Source organism: Vibrio palustris (genome assembly GCF_024346995.1).
In the GTDB taxonomy this organism is placed as follows: Bacteria; Pseudomonadota; Gammaproteobacteria; order Enterobacterales; family Vibrionaceae; genus Vibrio; species Vibrio palustris.
In genome coordinates this window covers 816,707-831,907 of the sequence record NZ_AP024887.1, presented here as the reverse complement: position 1 = coordinate 831,907, position 15,201 = coordinate 816,707, and the positions used below count along the sequence as shown (strand labels likewise).

Genomic DNA, 15,201 nt, shown 5'->3' with positions numbered 1-15,201 from the left:
AATTATAGATATAACTAAGTAGGGAACATTTATCGATATGTCTCAATCACGCACTCAACAAAGCAAACTCACTACGTATGCTGCTCCCTGCTCTTGAGTTATATGCAAACCGATTTATGAGTTTTATAGATAGCATTTTTTATTAGCTTAAAACGAAAAAAGCCCGCTGAATAATCAGCGGGCTTTTCGAATATGGCGGAGAGATAGGGATTTGAACCCCATCTCTTTGAAAACCTATATATATCAATCTCTTGAATTTTCTAGCTTTCTACGTTCATCAACCAAATGTCACGTTGACGAATGTTAATCACAATAAGTATACGAAAACAATCGAACTTAGCAAGAGCATCAAGCATATAAGCCGAAATATTTTCTAGTATCCTTACCCAGTCAACTAATCCTCTTAATCTTAGCTATTACTGATTACCCCTGTGCGGGGTTAAAATTAACTTTAACCCTCATAGGGGTTAAAATGCTAATATCCCCTACAGGGGTTAATTTAGATTGGAGGCAGATATGCTTATAACAAGTCCTAAGCAACTGGGGATATACTTGCGTGATGTACGCAGGAATCAAAGGCGCAACCAAACTAAAGTCGGCGATATTGTGGGTCTAAAACAGACCACGGTATCGAAACTTGAACGTGATCCTACCTCGTCCAGTATCGAAAGTCTGATGCGCCTGCTGTCATCACTAGATCTTGAGCTACATATTCAAGACAAAGCTGTAAGCCGTGAACAGGCTAAGCTTCGTGACCCTGATGATTGGTAAAATCCTATAAAGCAAAGCCAACTCTATAACTAAGTTGTTCTTTCGCAATCATCATCGAGTTAGCAAATCGATGATTGCGCGACCAGGTTATTTCTGCCCCAGAAACTTGTTAGATTTAGTACTTGATTATGCGAAGTCAAACACAAGCTCCCATAGAAAATCTAATCTTAGGCATTCACTATACCTTTGATGTGAAAAATCGGATTTATTGATTGTTCAATATGCGTCGAAGGCGTTCTCAGTTGGATTTATTTATTTGAGCTATAATCAGTTTTTTATAAATAATATGCAATATCATGGATATTCACATCAGCGAAGGAAGTATCTATGCCAATTGCAACAAAAATCTGTGACCTAATAAACAGTAAAGGAAAGCCTGATTGGTGGAGGTACACTCTAAACCAAGCATTGATTTTAGGCGAACTATCACATCAAGAACTCGAAACTGCTTACATACTTGCAAAGATGGAGTTTGGTTTAGAAGACAAAAGTCCAGATTACGAGATATTAACTCAGCGAGCTAAAGCAACTGGATATCATGCAGAAGCTGAAGAAAACAAACTTATTTCTGTTGGTAATGCTTTAAACATATCAACACTTGCTGCGGAGAAAAAAATCGAGTTTTCACCGAAAGGGTTAACTGTCATTTATGGTAACAACGGAGCTGGGAAGTCGAGTTATGCCAAGATATTGAAGAATGCCTGCTTAACAAGGGGGGAAGCTCCTGCTCTACAACATAACGTCTTCGCTGCCAAAATTGGAATACCATCGGCAGAAATTCAAATAGAGTCAAATGGTAAACCAGTACTGGTGACATGGAACAATCAATTGGAGCCAGACCCTCGTCTTAAGTCTATTCGAGTATTTGACTCACAATCATCAATTCACTATCTGTCTAAAACTGATACTTTGGACTTCAAACCAGCGGCTTTGAAGCTATTAGATGAGTTGCTCAAAGTGAGTAGCTTCATCGCTGATAAGGCGAAAAAGGAAGAGACCTCTTATCTACCTGTCCATGTTCTTCCACAAATGAATATAGGCACAACACCAAGCAAACTAGTCATAAGCTCACAGTTAAAACCTGAGAACGTAGATTTATTGTGTGCTACTCAAAAAGAACTGTCTGAATTACAAGAATTGAGAAAAGAAGTTATTGAACTGACTAATAATTCTCCTCAAACACTTAAAGACCGATATCAAAAAAGAAGACTTCGGGCTGTGCCGCTTCAAAAGTTCTTACAAAATCTAGTTGATACACTAAATCTAAAGTCGGTGGAACACTATAAGGCTGTATACAGCAAAAAAGAACAAACCAAGTTAGCTGCGGCTGAGTTAAGTTCTGTAACATTTTCTCAACTACCAGTATCGAATATAGGTTCCGAACAATGGCTTACGATGTGGAACGCGGCCAAACTATTCATTGAAAATACAGAACAAAAGAAGACATTTCCTCTACAGGAAGGTGACCACTGCCCAACATGCCTACAGGAAATTGATAATACAACTGCATCTCGGTTAGCTTCTTTCGATACTTACCTTCGCAGTGAGTTGCAAAAAGAAGCAGATGTTGCATTGAAAAATTGGAATACAGAACTTAAGAAAATTAAGGATTTAAGTTTTTCTACTATTCCATATGACGCCATTCTCAATGAAATCAAAGAGAAGGATGCAGAGTTAGGTACGCAGTTTGATACGCTGATTCTAACACTTAAAACTAGATCTGATAGCTTGTTACAAGACACCCCTGTATTTAAACAAGAGGAAATAAATTCAGTAGCACTTACACGGTTAAACTCCTACATAACTAAATTGGAGGAAGCAGAGAAAGTAGTACTGAATGACGAAGCAAAAGCTGCTGCAATTAAGGTTAAACAGCAGAGAATCTTTGAGATTGAAGACAAAGAGAAAATCTTAGCGGTCAAAGAGCAAATTAAAGCTGAAATTGCGAAAGCTAAGCAAAGAGACGCCTATGATAAGGTTAAGCGCTCCACTTCTACAACTGCTATTACGAGGTTAAATAACGAGATATGTAGCTCTGGTTCGATAGGACGGATGCAAGAGTTTTTCAATAGTGAGCTAGAAAAATTAGGTTTTAACCACTTCAAGATTAATGCTCTCACGAAAGGTGCTAAAGGGAACCAAAACTTCAGTATTCAGCTTTCAGGGAACAATACAAACATTATCGATATTGCAAGTGAAGGAGAGCAAAAGTGTATATCTTTAGCGAGCTTCTTCGCGGAGTTAGCTACCGATAGCAGAAAGTCTGCAATCATCTTTGATGATCCTGTAAATTCTCTTGATCACATATGGAGGCTGAAATTCGCAACGAGAATCGTTGAGGCAGCAAAATCAAGACAAGTAATCGTATTTACTCATGACTTACCTTTCATGAAAATGATTCAAGAGACTGCTGACGATGTAACTATTAGAGCTGTTACTAGAAATAAGAGTGTTACGGGCATTCCTCTCGATGCTCCACCTTGGGACGCTTTAAAAACACAAAGCAGAATAGGTTTTCTCAAAGATAGGTTAGTCAGAGCTAGAAAAGCAGCCAACGAATCCATAGAAGACTATCAGCATAAAGCAGGCTTTATCTATGGGAAAATGCGAGAAACTTGGGAAAGGCTTGTCGAAGAATGGTTGATTCGTGGTGTTGTTGAGCGTTTCAATAGGGAAGTAAAAACCCAGAGTTGCAGATACCTAACTGATATTACTGACCTAGATGTTGAAACCATTAATACTGCTATGAGCAAGTGCAGTACATATATGCACGGACATGATATGGCAGAGGAAGTTGCTGGTGCATTTCCAGATATTGATGAATTGGAAAAAGATGTAGCAGACCTTGATGAGTACTTTACTAACCTGAAAACAAGAAGAAAATAAATGTTTGAATAGGAGATATAACCTCCCTATGTCTCCTGTAAGCGCCTGTCTTGTTTTACCGTTAAACTCTCTTAATTAATCTATCTCAAAGTGTTAGACCAATTGGTAAGGGAGAAAATGAGAGAGTAATTACACTATGGTATCTATAAAAGGTATACAAAATTCTGGATGCTAAATTATTGAGATGACATGTTAGCCACTTGGCTATTGTAGAATTGAAAGTTCAAATTTACATAGAGATGCATTTACTTCCCCTTCTTATATTAAAATTACGTTTGTGATGCTAAAAGCAATTAATAAATCACTAACTTATCAAAGTAACTAGTTGATTTATATCCATAAAAGTGCCGACTGGCCTAAGACACAAAAATGCCCCAAAGTGTTTGAGTTAAACCTGTAAATAGCGAATGCTGAGTATGATTTCTAATCTATCCCGAAAGGGTACAAGTAAGTACATACGATGGTAACATGCTTTCATTTGTATCAATAGCTTGCAACGGCCTCCAACCTAGTTTCCGTTACGAGGGAAAACGAAATTTAGGTGGTTATTTATTACTTGAAAGAGGGTCGTCACTCCTCTTTCATTCATTCTTAAAAATAACCGAAAGTTACACTCTTTATTAGTGAGTATGCTTTGATATTTCACTAATACTTGATGGCGATAGGTTATATTCCTTTGCTACGTCAACTTGCTTTTTTCGTTGAACTCTGACCTTATCCCTAATTTCTAAATTCCTCACTTTGCGTTCCAGTTTATCAATTCTCTTTCCTTGATCTTCTAGTTCTTCAGTGATTAGTTTAAGTGCTTGAATAGTTCTGCTCATAGTATTGGCCTGCTCAAAATTGATTAAGTAATGAAGAAAGATTAGCTTTGTTTAGGTTAGCAATAGCTTCCTGATGGCCCTGTGCAGCCGCTTTTTGATACAACGTGATACCGAAAGATAGATTTTTTTCTAAACCAAATTTTTCCCATAAGTTTCTATATATGAAGCCGAGAAAAAACTGCCCATTAGCGTCACCTAAATCAGCAGCTTGCTGATAGAAAGAAAGAGATTTTTTAAAATCAGCTTCAACATACTGTCCATCTTCGTAAATAATACCAAGTTGACACATAGCTTTGACTTCACCATCCCTTGCAGCCTCCTCAAGAAAGGAAACAGCATCTTGAACACTATGCTTTTTGTCTTCTCCAGTAAAAACGAGTCTAGCTAAATTGATAGCAGCGTATGGAAGTCCTTTTCTCATTGCTCTTTCGTAATATCTCGCAGCATCACTTTTCGATAAGCTATTTGTAACACCTTCTTCTGCCATTTCAGCTAGTTTATTTAAGCAAGAACAATTTTCCTTTTTAGCTCCGATCAAGAGGAGTTCTTCAGCCTCAACCCATTCTTTTTTCTTTAAGTGGTGTACGGCTAGGTTGTACGGTGCATCAGAGTGTCCCTTTTTTACAGCTTTTTTAACTAAAGGATAATAATCAGCTTCGCCTTTTCCAAGTAGGCTTCCATGCTCCATGTAGAGCAACCCAAGTTCATAAATTGAGTCTAAATACTCTTGTTTTGCACAAGGTTTTAGTAATTTTTCCACCTCACGCAATGCAAGCTTAATATTGATTGAGTCATAACTGAAAATAGGGCTGTTAATCATCATTTGAGCTTTGGCTCTTACATCCACAGCGTTTTCATGTTGTTTAATGATGTTTCGTTTTAACTCTTCAATTAATGAGGCTTCGGTTTGACCGAAAAGACTCAAACAGTATTCGTCGATATCAACATTCGTTGAACGGACTTCGTGGAGTTTTTTACCATTTGGTAGGAATAAACAAGAGTCTCTCAAAAAGCGTTGATTACTACGCAATTCAGAGTCTTTGTATTTGAGGTGTCTTGGTTGTCTAGTAGATAGGTTCATAGTTGCACTCTCGCAATTAGTTGAAAATAAGGTAATAAAGCCCCGTCCTGTCTCCACATTAGGCTTTCAAATCTTTCCAAATTTTCAGCTAGCGCAACTAGTGCAAAGTGTCGCCTTTTGACAGAATCATGCGACAGGGAAGCTAACCCTGAGGAAAATATATTAATAATTATTGGTAATGTCAACTCCTAACACCGAAAGAGGGCGTGCCTTTCAGCACGCAATTGAACGATTTCTTTTTTCTCAGCAGAAATATCTCGGCTATTTTGCCTTTTTAGTTCATTGATCATTTCGTTTTCGCCTGTAGAAATAGCAACTTGCGTTTTAATACCGTCTAGTTCACTCCTTCCTGCTTCAATATCACTCGCGAGTTCCTTTCGTTGTATTGCTTGTCTTTTGAGCAAGTAGTTATTTAAGTTGTTTCTTCTTTGGCCTTTTGGAAGTTTTGCTTGCTGATCCATTTCTTTACGCTGCTTTGATCTCCTTTCTGTTTCAGTAGAAAACTCAATTAGCAAGCCCTTTGAACGACACAAATGTTCATTCGCAAAATGCTGAACCATTCGTTGAAAGTAATGCCCAAGGTCTTGCGTCTCTTTACGGGTCAACTTTGAGTTACTAGGAAAGAAATCCTTTACCCCTGTAACTTTTTCTATGTATTCGCTCACAACTTGTATTTGGCGTTTGTGAAGATCAAATTTGTTGGTTTTTTGATTCAACGCAGATAAAAAAATAATGTGTGTGGCACCCTGTGTTTTGGTTTTTATCCCTTTCATCGTCATGGCAAATAATTGTTTTAATTTCATAGTCTGGGAAATAATGAACAAGGAATAGCCGAGTGAACTCGATATAATCCGAAGCATTCACCAGATCACTACCAACCTCCCATCTGTGAGGGATCTTAAAAATCCCTTCTTGGATGAATATGTTATTAGTCGGCGCTCTGTGTTGTAGCTGATTGTGAGCATTCAGATAAGTCTCTAGCATCTTGAGACGCTGTTTCTTGCGCTGCATTGTCAGAAGAGAAAACTTCTGAATAGAGGAGTACGAAACATGACCATCAGTTTCTAAAATACTCTGCAAAAACTTAGCAGCATCCGTGTTACCACTTTTAATTTCACTATCTATTGCGTTTTTCATTTTGCGGCGATACTGGCGCTGCTGTGTTTGAAGCTTTAACTGGTTGTGAACACGTGGCTCTGGGACAATCTTATACAAGAGTTCAAGCCGCTCAGTTTCAGTCCAAGATTCCAGAGGAGAAATATGGTTGTTTATCCAGATGAAATTGTGTTGGCTTAGCTCCTCATTGAACTCAAGTTTCTTGGATATTTTGGCATTAGTTGGAGGAGTAATCCTGAGAGAATGCGCAAGAGAGTGTTCGCATTTTACACGACTTTCTGTAGTTGAAGAGTAATTCATTCGTCGGTGGAATAAGCTGATTGTTCTCATTCTCGACCTCCAAGAGGTCGAGTTAGAGAGTCAAGAGAGCCTTCTCTTGCCCGCAGCTTCCGAGCAAAAGTGTGACGGAAACGTAGCGGGTTGCCATGTCGTCACATTTTCAAAATGTACGACTTTATGTTTGGTCTCAATGGTCACCGTGCTCATCTGTCGCTCTCCAGCATGCCTTCAAGAAGTTGAATGAGCTGTGGTTTGGACTGAAGTTTTTTCAACAACACTAACGAAGAGTGTGGAACAGAAGGTAAAGTCACTTTTGGCTTTATTTGCGGTAGGCCGAATATCTCGTGAAGGTGTTGCGCAGCCTCTCTTGCGTAGTTGGGTGAGTCTTCACGAATCCATCGACCATAGTGTTTGTCGATCATTGTTGTGCTTTTATGTCCCATTTGAACCGCGAGCCAGTCTTTGCTGATCCCTGCGGTTAGGCACTGGGAAGCAAATGTATGACGTAGCTGACCGACACCTCTATGAGCCACATCCGCTTGTTCTAGAAATTTGATGAAGAATCGCTCTGTGAATTCTTTAGCATCAGTAAATGGTTGATTCGTTTTTATATTTAGGAAAATGAAACTGACAGAGTCTTTCGTGAATGTTTTATTGTCGCATTCAAGAATGTTGATTGTTTGTGGGCGGCGCTTTCCTGTCAGTTTCAGCTGCTTTTTCAATAGCTTTAAAGCAAGTGGATTTAAATCAACTTCACGTACCGAGCCTCTAGTTTTTGGGCATTTATAAATGTTCAATACACAAGCGCGACGGACATAGAGCACTTCGCGTTCCCAGTTTATATCTTGCCAAGACAATGCTATTAGTTCACTGATACGAAGACCTGTCAGCAGATTCAGCATTACGGCATTCTGTCCTTGGGTACAGACATTCTTGCACTCATACATCCGTGCTAATTCCTTTTTTGTGAAAGGGTTTGGCTCCAGTTCTACCGTTTTGTAGTTCTGTACGCCTTTCATTGGATTTCGGGCAATTACGCCATCACGTACCGCTTTCAAAAAAATACGACGCAAGATTGTCAGATGTTCGTTGATGGTTTTGTTGCTAAAGCGCTCGTGCCAACTTACTAGAAGCGTATTAATCTGAGAGTGGCTAACTGCATTGATGGCGAACTCTCCCAATGCCTCGTTTATATTCTTTGTTCTGCTGAGATCGGAGGCTAATGTCGAGGGAGCTGAACAATATTTTCTCTCTATGAGATATGCGTCGATGTAGTCTTTTACAGTTGGTAACTTTGTAGTTGTAATAGTTTTCATAATATTTTCCGTTTTTTATCGAATGCAAGTCATTCGTCAAAACGGAAGTTACGGCTAAAAACCACAGTCGCCAATGATGTAAGTAATTGAAAATTAACAATAAAATATTTACTTTTGATATGAGTTTTCAATAATAAGAAACAACCGATATCGATTTTGCAATTATTTTTCAAACCTATACGCATTGAGCTTATCGAGACTTTTGAGCTAGAAAATTTTTTGAAAAAAATGCTCCGTTCGGTCAAAAAATAACCAGTGGATTGGTTGGTAGGGGAAGATTGTGAAAAGTAGCAATCTCTGAAATGCTAAGACGATTGGGGTTGGCTTAATGGACTGAAAGACATGCTTGGTGAACTTTAGTCACTTATCGCAGAAGGAGCCAAAGTTTAGATATTATGGCGTATGGACTAGTTTTTTATCCCCAAAGTGGTTTAGCTCAATAAGCTTGATGTGTTTCTCTTGCCATTTGTTGACCTATTTTAGCTAATGGTTAACTATGTAATCAGTTTACTATCGTGTTATATGTAGGTATTGTCTGTATTTTGTAAACTGTATTGTCAGTTGGAAACAATATGAACTATGAAGAAAAACTAAAATCGGATAGATATCGAACTTCCACTATTGGAGATCGCGATTTCAATGAAGAAATGGAAAGCGATCGTGGCAGAGCAGTCAACTCTGCCGCCGTAAGGCGTTTACAACAGAAAACGCAAGTTTTCCCATTAGAATCTAATGCAGCTGTTCGAAGTCGTTTAACGCATTCGCTAGAAGTTCAGCAAGTTGGTCGCTACATAAGTAAAATTATTCTTAAAGAGCTTGGTAAGCAGGGGTTTGACCTCTCAGAGTATTCGGAAGGTTTTGTTAGTGCTGTAGAGGTATCATGTTTGCTACATGATATTGGTAATCCACCATTTGGTCATTTTGGCGAAGAGGCTATTAATTTATGGACTAAGTCCTTTCTCTCTAAAACCATACAAGATGCTTTTGGTGAAGAAACAGATTGTCAGAAGTTAATTAAAGATCTTTGTAATTTTGAAGGTAATGCCCAAGGGATTAGACTACTACATCAAATACAAGCTTTGAATCTTACATATACGCAATTGGCTTGTTTGGTAAAATATACGAGAGCCGCTTATGAAGATAAGCCTTCATCTGCTAATGATGAGTTCAAATACAGAAAAAAGAAGCCAGGTTTTTACCTGACGGAAGAAACATTGTACAAATCTATACAAGAAAACCTTGGGATTGAAGATGGTGCAAGATTCCCACTAACTTACATTATGGAGGCTGCTGACGATATATCTTACTGCATTGCCGACGTTGATGATGCCGTCGATAAAGGTATTCTATCAATAGATAAACTCCATTATGAAATAGCAAGAATATGGGAATCTTTCCGAGGAAAAGATGGCGTTGACGACTCTTTAGTAGATGAGGGTTACTTATTAAAAATCTCTGGAAAAGCTATGGAAAAAGCTAGAGAGCAGAAATTTAATAGTAACCATGCCTATATTTTGACACTTCGTACGACTTTAGTTAATGATCTCGCACACTATGCAGCTAGCCGTTATGTTGAAAACCATGGTTTGGTTTTTTCGGGGGCTTTTGATGAGTCTTTGCTTGATGGGTGTGATAAGTACAATCTTGCAACCGAGACTTTAAGGCTTCTCTCGATAGAAAATGTATTTAATCATGCTGAAGTTGAAAACTTGGAGCTAAAGGGATATGCAGTAATATCTGGGCTGTTGGAAATTTATTCTCCGTTGATCAAACTATCGTTCTCGGAGTTTAAGACGCTAGCACAAAGCAACAGGTTAAAAAGTCATCCGATTGAAACACGTTTATTCCATAAGTTATCGAGTAAACATAAGAACACTTATTTTTCGGCAGTATCTGATCTCTATGCCGCTGATACCCCTTCAAACGCCCAAAAGCTAACTGAGATTTATCATCGTTCCAGGTTAGTAATTGATTATATTAGTGGTATGACTGATGGTTTCGCTCTAGAACAATACCAAAATCTTAGTGCATCTAAGTAATTAATCCAACAAACGTCTAAAACTTCAACTTATTTTTAAAAGCGGCTCGCTATAAGCCGCTTTTATCTCGGGTTTGAAAACCTTGTCAGTTGTTGTTAGTTGACTCAGTAGCTATAACTCTTAGAACTTTAGCGGTAATACGCATAGCTTTTATGCCAGTGGGTATATCAAGCTTATCTGAATACTGCACCCATACTTCACCATCTTTCGCAATACGTATCATGGCAAATGTATCGTTGAGAAATGATTTGCTGACACTTAATTGTTTATGAATGTCTTCCATACTAAAGCTCCTTCCTAGCCTAGATTTATTGCAATAGAGTACGGTGTATTACGGCGGTCTATACTGAGTTGCATTTTGTTTTCAGCTAAAAATTGCATAAGAAATATAAGCTTATCTTCCCGCTCTATTTCTTGGGTATCAACTTCGTATCCAAGAGCCTCTTTCACTGAATAGAAGGACTCAACATTCGAGTAAATTTGATCAAGAAACAAGGGATAATCGAAGATCGTTTTAGAAGAGTCACGCTGCAAAGCTGATTTGAGCCTATATACTGCTCTAATCTGTTCAATTGATATACCACAAGTTAACAGATTGAAGAAGTCATAGTTATTTGTAAAATCAGCATGCTCAATGGCGTCTAGAATCGCTTTAAGCTCAAAGTTTGCTAGTTTACGCATACATCACCTCTACTGATGGAAACTTGTTAACTGCTTCATTTAATTGCTGAATATTCGCTTGTTTTCCGTATCGTCCGAAGGTGATATTGGGATGAGCATGACCTACAATCTCAGCCACTATGTGCTCAGGTGTATTAGCAATCTTTAACTCATCGATAAAAGTGTGTCGGAATGAGTAAGCCGTTGGTCGAGCATTGGGCTTCATTCCCATTGTGGTTTGCAGTTTCCCGAGGTTGGTACGGTATCGAAATGACCAATCTTTGTTTTCTCCGTGCGGCTTATAATCAAAAAGCTGTTTCTGTTTTTGTTCTCGGCGCTCTTGCACATAATCAAGAAAACCCTCTTTTATCAATTGATTGTACAAAGGGATAGTGCGGAAAGCATTGGATGTTTTTAGCCGCTGTTCAGTGTCAGAATCGGAAACCGTGATGCATGGGACATCTTCAATCATTTGAATGTCACTGGTCGTTAACTGGCAAACTTCGGAAGGACGGCAACCGTGGTATAGCTGTATCTTGGTTGTCCAATTAAATTGTGCGTCTTTTTTACGATATTCGGAGCTAGAAAATAACTTTTGAAGCTCTTTTAACTGCCAGCGGTCTCGCTGCTGTGATGCTTTTGTTCCACGATTTTTCTGTGCTTTAATAGCTTTGAAGACATTTTTCTCAATGAGTTCAATTCGTTAACAGTAATCAAAGAACTGCTTATTGGCTGCAATGTATTATTTTACTGTCTTTGCACTTAATCCTTTTTCAATTAAGTGATCTCTGTAAGTGTTGGCAGCTTTCGCAGATAAGCATATCTCCTGTTTGGCTAGATAGTTCAAGAAGTTAGTACACCGCTGATTTAATTGAGTTAGAGTCAAAGGCGTTACTTGTTCTAGACGTTTACTACGAATAAAGTTATTTAACTCGGTGGTAAGTTCTTGTGCTCCAACCAAAGGACTGCTTAGGCTTTCTTCAGGAGCAGGAGCAGGAGCAGGCATTGCTCGGGTCTCCATACTCATTGACGTACATTTTGACTGTGGGTTGTCTACATGCGGAAGATTAGAGCAGAACTGTTGGCGAATCTCCGCCACCTTTTTAGATAAGCTAATCTTAAAATCTGTATAAGGGATGTTTTCTGCTAAAGCTTGTTCATGTAGCGTGTGAATCGCGCTAGCAAGCTGAGCATTTCGTTTGGTCGCTAATCGACGATATTTAGTGAAAAGAGATAGACGAATCTCTATTGGATAACCAAGAGAAGTCTGTAGTGCAACAGGAGTGGAAATACGTGTATAAAACACGTTATTGCTCAATTTAATCAAATACATATGTGTCACCTACTTGTATTAGGTGACATTTGTTCGCTTTAAAACGAGAAAAGCCCTTGATAAATCAAGGGCTTGAATATGGCGGAGAGATAGGGATTTGAACCCTAGAACCGCTATTAACGGTTGCCGGTTTTCAAGACCGGTGCTTTCGACCACTCAGCCATCTCTCCTTTGTTGGAACGAATAATAGCTAGACTGGCTAACCCTGTAAAGCCCTTAAGTGATTGTTTGAGGATTAAATAACCATTTCTGGTCTTTTTGTATAAAAACAAAACGATAAATCATTTCTTCCCCTCTCTTTTCTACGTTTTTAAGTCCATGGTAGGGGGAAATGCAAACCGATAAAAACGTAAAAATATCATGGATCTTCGCTTTATATTCATTTTCATGTTCTATTCTTATACTTTTAAGCATCAACAATACTGATGCCGTTTAACGGTGGTCAGCCTATGCTACGCACCAGTGGCACAAGCATCACCATCACTTTTCATCTATATCGCGTTAGGTAATGCCTTCACAAGTGCGTCATCATGCATGTGTACTTCTCAAGCTTTACCACTGCCTGTCACCCAGGCAGTTTTCAATAATGGTGTACCGCACTAGGCATACCATAGATTATGTTTCGAGCAGTAGAGTACGCATGACAAATTATATACCTAAAACCACAACTATTAGCCAATCTGAGTTGATACTCTCGTTAACAACCGCATTAGATATGACGGAAGGCCAACCAGTTGAACATTGCATGCGGTGTTGCTGGGTCGGCATGCATATCGGGCAAGCCTTACAGCTCAACGAGGCCCAGCTACACGATTTGTTTTTTACTATTCTACTTAAAGATACGGGATGCAGCAGTAATGCGGCGCGGATTTGTCAGTTATACGGCGCGGATGAACGTCAACTCAAAAATCGCTTTAAAACCATGAACACCAGTTTAAGTGGCGCGCTTAGTTTCGTGCTGAAAAATGCCGGTAGTAATCAACATTGGCATCAACGTTTTCAAACCACCTTAGATATTTTGAAAAATGGTTCCACTTACGCGAATGAAGTCATTCATACCCGCTGCACGCGTGGTGCCGATATTGCACGTGAGCTACTCTTTAATGAAGATGTCGCCACCAGCATTTACAATTTAGATGAGCATTGGAACGGTGGCGGCTCTCCTCATGGTGTCAGTGGCTCAGATATTCCTCTGTACGCTCGTATTGCCCTTACCTCACAGATTATTGATGTATTTCATCACTCAAAAGGGATGAAAGCGACGATTAAAGAATTACGTAAACGTGCTGGCACGTGGCTCGATCCTGACATAGTGTCGATTGCGATTACTTTATTAAAAAAAGAACGGGTATATAAACCGTTATTAGCCAAAAGCATTAGTGAACAGGTGTTGTCTATGGCGCCCGAACAAGCGAACTACGACATTAGTGACGATTATTTTGACCGTATTGTTGCGGCATTTGGGTCTATTATTGATGCGAAAAGTCCGTTTACCGCTGGGCACAGTGAAAGAGTTTGTATCGTCAGTGATATGATTGCCAAAGAACTTGGATTATTAGAAGAAGACCGCGTTTGGGTGCGCCGAGCGGCGCGCTTACACGATCTGGGCAAATTGGGCATCAGTAATACGATTTTAGATAAACCGACTCAACTGACTTCAGATGAATGGCAGGAAATGAAAAAGCATGCCAATTACACCTACGATATCTTAAAATTGATCACACCGCTTGAGCGCTTTGCGTATGTTGCGGCTTCTCATCATGAGAAACTCGATGGAACGGGGTATCCCAATGGCGTGACGGGAGACGACTTATCACTATTAACCCGCATTATCACAACCGCCGATATTTTTGATGCGATCACCGCAGAGCGGCCCTATCGGGCGGCAGTTCCCGTACAAAAAACACTGACAATTATGCATGAGAATGTTGGAACCGCTATCGATAAACACTGCTTTGAAGCGTTAAAACGCACCATTGCTGCATTACCGGTGGACGACGAATTATTTGCGCATTCTGAAGTTAAAACCTCGCCTTTACTCTAATTTCACGCTTGCTTTCAGCCAACGCCTTCACGCTCAGTCCGCCTTTCGAATATTGAAAGGCGCAACCTGTCCATTATTCGGTATTTCTTCTAATCGAGCCTCGTCTCTCGCTCGTATGAACCGCGTGCCTACAAAATCATAATTCTTAGTAAAGTGTCTTGATTTAAAACAATAATATTGGTCGATAAATTCGATGGTGACGGTACAAGCCTGCCCCTTATGCTCTATGCTGACTTACTCTAATGTGGGTAATAAGCCAATGGCATGGTAACGCGCTTAACGTGAACCGTGATAACAGAGCGCCACACTATAGTGATATGGATAAGCTAGCCATACTATAACTATTTGTTTTGACTAACGAGAAGGATTCCAATCATGTTTGCTCTTATAGAAAAAGTAAATAAATGGTTACACCACCCAGATATGGCCAAATTGATATTGCGTGTCGGTTTCGGCTTTCTGTTCCTCTTACATGGTATTCATAAAATAGAAACCGGGACTGGATTCATTGAAGGGCTATTTGTGGATTTAGGCTTACCTGCTTTCTTTGCGTATGCGGTGTATTTGGGCGAAGTGGTTGCTCCTCTCATGCTCATTCTGGGCGTTTATTCACGTATCGCGGGGTTACTTGTGGTTGGTACAGGGGTCGTCGTCATGGGATTGATGCACAGCGACCACTTTTTTAGTCTCACCAAGGTAGGCAGCTGGGTCGCCGAAGACATCGCTGTTTATATGATTGCCGGTATGGTTATTGCGTTGTTAGGCTCTGGCAAATACGCGTTGATTCGCGATTAATCGCCCTCATACCAACACGCTACCTTTATATTCTTAGGCAGGCGTTTATAAATCGCC

General features: G+C 39.5%; 14 protein-coding genes and 1 tRNA gene. 5 read left to right on the top strand and 10 right to left on the bottom strand.

Annotated features, from left to right (window positions below):
- Positions 1-516 precede the first annotated feature (516 nt).
- Positions 517-771: a helix-turn-helix domain-containing protein gene (locus OCU30_RS04095; RefSeq protein WP_031815184.1), complete on the top strand. Its 255-nt coding sequence runs from the start codon at positions 517-519 to the stop codon at positions 769-771.
- Between the two features lie 327 nt (positions 772-1,098).
- The gene (locus OCU30_RS04090) at positions 1,099-3,657 is read left to right on the top strand and encodes an AAA family ATPase (protein WP_077311711.1); all 2,559 of its coding nucleotides are present in this window, start codon (positions 1,099-1,101) and stop codon (positions 3,655-3,657) included.
- Between the two features lie 620 nt (positions 3,658-4,277).
- Here OCU30_RS04090 and OCU30_RS04085 read toward each other — a convergent pair.
- The 5 genes from OCU30_RS04085 to OCU30_RS04065 form a co-directional block, all read right to left on the bottom strand.
- Entirely contained in the window at positions 4,278-4,481 is a 204-nt protein-coding gene (locus OCU30_RS04085) for a hypothetical protein (protein WP_077311709.1), read from the bottom strand.
- A 13-nt stretch (positions 4,482-4,494) separates the two neighbouring features.
- Positions 4,495-5,562 carry a tetratricopeptide repeat protein gene (locus OCU30_RS04080; protein WP_077311707.1) on the bottom strand — a complete coding sequence of 356 codons (1,068 nt, stop codon included), beginning with the start codon at positions 5,560-5,562 and terminating at the stop codon, positions 4,495-4,497.
- Between the two features lie 188 nt (positions 5,563-5,750).
- The gene (locus OCU30_RS04075; protein ID WP_235861807.1) at positions 5,751-6,278 is read right to left on the bottom strand and encodes a hypothetical protein; all 528 of its coding nucleotides are present in this window, start codon (positions 6,276-6,278) and stop codon (positions 5,751-5,753) included.
- Positions 6,253-7,008, bottom strand: coding sequence for a hypothetical protein (locus OCU30_RS04070; protein ID WP_235861806.1), 756 nt, complete (start codon positions 7,006-7,008; stop codon positions 6,253-6,255). Before OCU30_RS04070 ends, OCU30_RS04075 begins: the two co-directional genes overlap by 26 nt.
- Positions 7,009-7,160: 152 nt before the next feature.
- Positions 7,161-8,273, bottom strand: coding sequence for a tyrosine-type recombinase/integrase (locus tag OCU30_RS04065; protein WP_077311705.1), 1,113 nt, complete (start codon positions 8,271-8,273; stop codon positions 7,161-7,163).
- Positions 8,274-8,845: 572 nt separating this feature from the next.
- Between OCU30_RS04065 and dgt the strand changes: the two genes are divergently transcribed.
- A complete protein-coding gene (gene dgt, locus OCU30_RS04060) occupies positions 8,846-10,312 on the top strand; it encodes a dGTPase (protein WP_077311703.1) in 1,467 nt (488 codons plus the stop codon).
- Between the two features lie 85 nt (positions 10,313-10,397).
- Here dgt and OCU30_RS04055 read toward each other — a convergent pair whose 3' ends face one another.
- From OCU30_RS04055 to OCU30_RS04040, 5 genes are all read right to left on the bottom strand, one after another.
- The gene (locus OCU30_RS04055) at positions 10,398-10,595 is read right to left on the bottom strand and encodes a hypothetical protein (protein ID WP_024703260.1); all 198 of its coding nucleotides are present in this window, start codon (positions 10,593-10,595) and stop codon (positions 10,398-10,400) included.
- Between the two features lie 14 nt (positions 10,596-10,609).
- Entirely contained in the window at positions 10,610-10,993 is a 384-nt protein-coding gene (locus tag OCU30_RS04050; protein WP_077311701.1) for a hypothetical protein, read from the bottom strand.
- On the bottom strand, positions 10,986-11,639 hold the full coding sequence (locus OCU30_RS17315; protein WP_306345660.1) for a site-specific integrase: 654 nt from the start codon (positions 11,637-11,639) through the stop codon (positions 10,986-10,988). The genes OCU30_RS04050 and OCU30_RS17315 overlap by 8 nt, the downstream gene beginning before the upstream one ends.
- A 75-nt stretch (positions 11,640-11,714) precedes the next feature.
- Positions 11,715-12,305: a DUF6538 domain-containing protein gene (locus OCU30_RS17310; RefSeq protein WP_306345659.1), complete on the bottom strand. Its 591-nt coding sequence runs from the start codon at positions 12,303-12,305 to the stop codon at positions 11,715-11,717.
- A gap of 79 nt (positions 12,306-12,384) precedes the next feature.
- A tRNA-Ser gene (locus tag OCU30_RS04040) sits at positions 12,385-12,475 on the bottom strand.
- Between the two features lie 470 nt (positions 12,476-12,945).
- On the opposite strand from OCU30_RS04040, the gene OCU30_RS04035 reads away from it, so the two are divergent.
- Positions 12,946-14,349: an HD-GYP domain-containing protein gene (locus tag OCU30_RS04035; RefSeq protein WP_077311697.1), complete on the top strand. Its 1,404-nt coding sequence runs from the start codon at positions 12,946-12,948 to the stop codon at positions 14,347-14,349.
- Positions 14,350-14,724: 375 nt separating this feature from the next.
- The gene (locus tag OCU30_RS04030) at positions 14,725-15,144 is read left to right on the top strand and encodes a DoxX family protein (protein WP_077311695.1); all 420 of its coding nucleotides are present in this window, start codon (positions 14,725-14,727) and stop codon (positions 15,142-15,144) included.
- Positions 15,145-15,201 lie beyond the last annotated feature (57 nt).